Origin of the sequence: Streptomyces sp. H27-H1 (assembly GCF_026627445.1) — a bacterium.
Classification (GTDB): Bacteria; Actinomycetota; Actinomycetes; order Streptomycetales; family Streptomycetaceae; genus Streptomyces.
The window spans coordinates 1-2,559 of sequence record NZ_JAPNLJ010000127.1; the positions used below are offsets into that span (position 1 = coordinate 1).

A 2,559-nucleotide genomic window follows, 5' to 3' on the forward strand; every position below is an offset into this window, starting at 1 on the left:
CCATGGCGATCCTCAAGTGCTGGCGGCTCCTGCGAAAACTCCGCTGCAGCACCACCCGGATCACCGCTGTCGTCCGAGCCGTCGTCGCCCTCGAACTCGCCAGCTGATCAAGATGGAAAAGGTTCACGGACGACCGTGTCGGACAGCTCGTCCACCGGGCGCCGAGAGATGGAACCCGCGGCGGACGCTACAACAATGCCACCAAAGGAAGAGTAATAATTCCCGGTATTACAGGGGTGCAGCGTTGGGCAGCTCAAGTGCCCCTGCATCGAAAGCCGCCCCAACATCCGCCTTCCGGGTTGCGATATCGAAAGGTGAGATGCACCGTACCGCACCGAGCGCCATTTTTCGCCTTACGCATTGATAGGTACTCCCTAAATTTATATTAACGCGACTCTTTTCTGTTCTATATGATGCCAGGCCTTCACCTCTTGGCCTCCGTGGGATATCGTGTATGCACGGAGGGGAGCATTCCTGCAGTTTCCTGTGCGGTGCGCCCGTGAATACGGACTGTAAAACCAGTCCCGGGGTGCCGGCCCGCTGCCCATAGGGCCGTTCGGGTGGAAGAGACCTCCGGCAGCGACGACGCTGACCTTATAGAGCCATCTGCCGGAGGCATGAGTAGTGGACGTTTCGTTGACCCTTTGGGTGCTGACCATCGCTGGTCTGGGCATCCTCATCGGCGCCGATTTCTTCATCGGCCGCAAACCGCACGACGTTTCGATCAAGGAAGCGGGCATCTGGACGGCGGTCTGGATCCTCCTCGCCGGACTCTTCGGCTTCGGCCTGTGGTTCTTTGGCAACGGTCAGGGCTCCCAGGAGTTCTTCGCGGGCTTCATCACCGAAAAGTCCCTGAGCGTGGACAACCTCTTCGTCTTCGTCCTGATCATGGCGAAGTTCGCGGTGCCCTCCCACCTCCAGCAGCGCGTGCTGCTCGTGGGCGTGCTGATCGCTCTGGTCCTGCGCGCGATCTTCATCGCGGCCGGCGCCACGATCATCGCCAACTTCTCCTGGGTCTTTTACATCTTCGGCGCGTTCCTGATCTACACCGCGTGGAAGCTGATCCAGGAGGCCCGCAAGAGCGAGGGGGAGGACGAATTCGAGGAGAACCGCCTCTTGAAGTCCGTCGAGAAGAAGTTCGGCGTCGCCGACCAATACCACGGCACCAAGCTCTTCATCCAGAGCAACGGCAAGCGCATCCTGACCCCGCTGATGGTCGTGATGCTCGCCATCGGCACCACCGACGTGCTGTTTGCCTTGGACTCCATCCCCGCGATCTTCGGCCTCACTCAGGACCCGTACATCGTCTTCACCGCCAACGCCTTCGCGCTCATGGGCCTGCGGCAGCTGTACTTCCTCATCGGCGGTCTGCTGAAGAAACTGGTCCACCTAAGCTACGGGCTGTCGGTCATCCTGGGTTTCATCGGCATCAAGCTGGTGCTGCACGCCCTGCACGAGTCCGGGGTGCACGTCCCCGTCATCTCCATCCCGGTCTCCCTCGGCGTCATCTGCGGTGTCCTGATCATCACCACGATCACGAGCCTGGTGGCCTCGAAGAAGCAGACGGAGGCCGAGGTCGCCGCCCGCCCCGAGAGCATCGACGCATAGAGGGGCCTCGGCGCTCGCAAGCGGGTCTGTACGGCAACACCGTTACGTGGCGTGTCCGCAGTGTCATGCGAAGAGCCAGAGTCGCAGGCAGGCGAGGGTGACCAGGGTTTGGTAGTGGCGGGCTCGTTTGATGCCCCTATGGATGTCAAGCAGCGACTCCGGCCGGTCCCGTCTGATCAGCCGGAGGGTTCGCTGGGACGACGAGCCGGTAGACCTGTCGTGCGACGTAGCGCTTGAGGTAGCGGATGATCTCGCGGCGTGTCCTCCCCCCGGTCAGACGTCGTTGCAGGTAGCTGCGGGTGCGGTTGTCCCAACGCAGGCGGCTGAGGACGATCCGGTAGAGGCAGGGCTGTTGCAAAGTCGGATCGATCTTGTAGGCGCGCTGGTTGTGGCCGTGTGACGGTGTCCGGCGGAGGTGCTACTGAACTTGAATGGGTGATGTCGGGGAACGGCGAGTGTGGTGGTGCCCCGAGCTGCTCCTCGGATGGCGGCTGCGCCAAGATGAGGGGCGTTGACCCTCGATCGTGGACACCGGCTGTTATGCGGCGGTGGCCAGCGTAGTTGATCGCTGCTCGTAGGTGATCGGGCTGATCTGGCCGAGGCGGGAGTGCCGCCTTCGGGTGTTGTAGCGGGTCGCCCATCGGAAGACCGCGAGCCGAGCCTCACGGGCCCCGTTCCACCGTTTCCGTCCCTGGAGCGTCTCGCGTTTCATGGTCGCGTTCAGGCTCTCCGCGGTGGCGTTGTCCGCGCTCGTGCCCAACGCGCCGCGCGATCTGGCCACGCCGAGCTCCTCGCAGACCTGGGCGAACTCCTTCGACACGTATTGGGCGAGTTCAACCGGTCGTTGCAACACCGGGCTGTTGTATTGAGCGTAGCTGCTCTTCGAAGACCTCGGCCGGGGTCTTCCAGCCGAGGATCTTGCGGGGCCGGTTATTGATCGCCAGGGCGACG

2 protein-coding genes and 2 pseudogenes are annotated in these 2,559 nt (G+C 62.6%); 2 read left to right on the forward strand and 2 right to left on the reverse strand.

From position 1 onward, the window contains the following. Both OTB20_RS42035 and OTB20_RS42040 read left to right on the forward strand, forming a co-directional pair. Window positions 1-107: pseudogene (locus OTB20_RS42035) on the forward strand (IS5/IS1182 family transposase); the annotation flags it as partial. 517 nt (window positions 108-624) lie between these two features. Further along, the gene (locus OTB20_RS42040) at window positions 625-1,608 is read left to right on the forward strand and encodes a TerC family protein (protein WP_267825160.1); all 984 of its coding nucleotides are present in this window, start codon (window positions 625-627) and stop codon (window positions 1,606-1,608) included. Between the two features lie 145 nt (window positions 1,609-1,753). Here the strand turns inward: OTB20_RS42040 and OTB20_RS42045 are convergent, their stop codons facing one another. Next, window positions 1,754-1,966: a hypothetical protein gene (locus OTB20_RS42045; protein ID WP_267825161.1), complete on the reverse strand. Its 213-nt coding sequence runs from the start codon at window positions 1,964-1,966 to the stop codon at window positions 1,754-1,756. Window positions 1,967-2,146: 180 nt separating this feature from the next. Continuing rightward, window positions 2,147-2,437, reverse strand: a pseudogene (locus OTB20_RS42050) (integrase core domain-containing protein); the annotation flags it as partial. Window positions 2,438-2,559 lie beyond the last annotated feature (122 nt).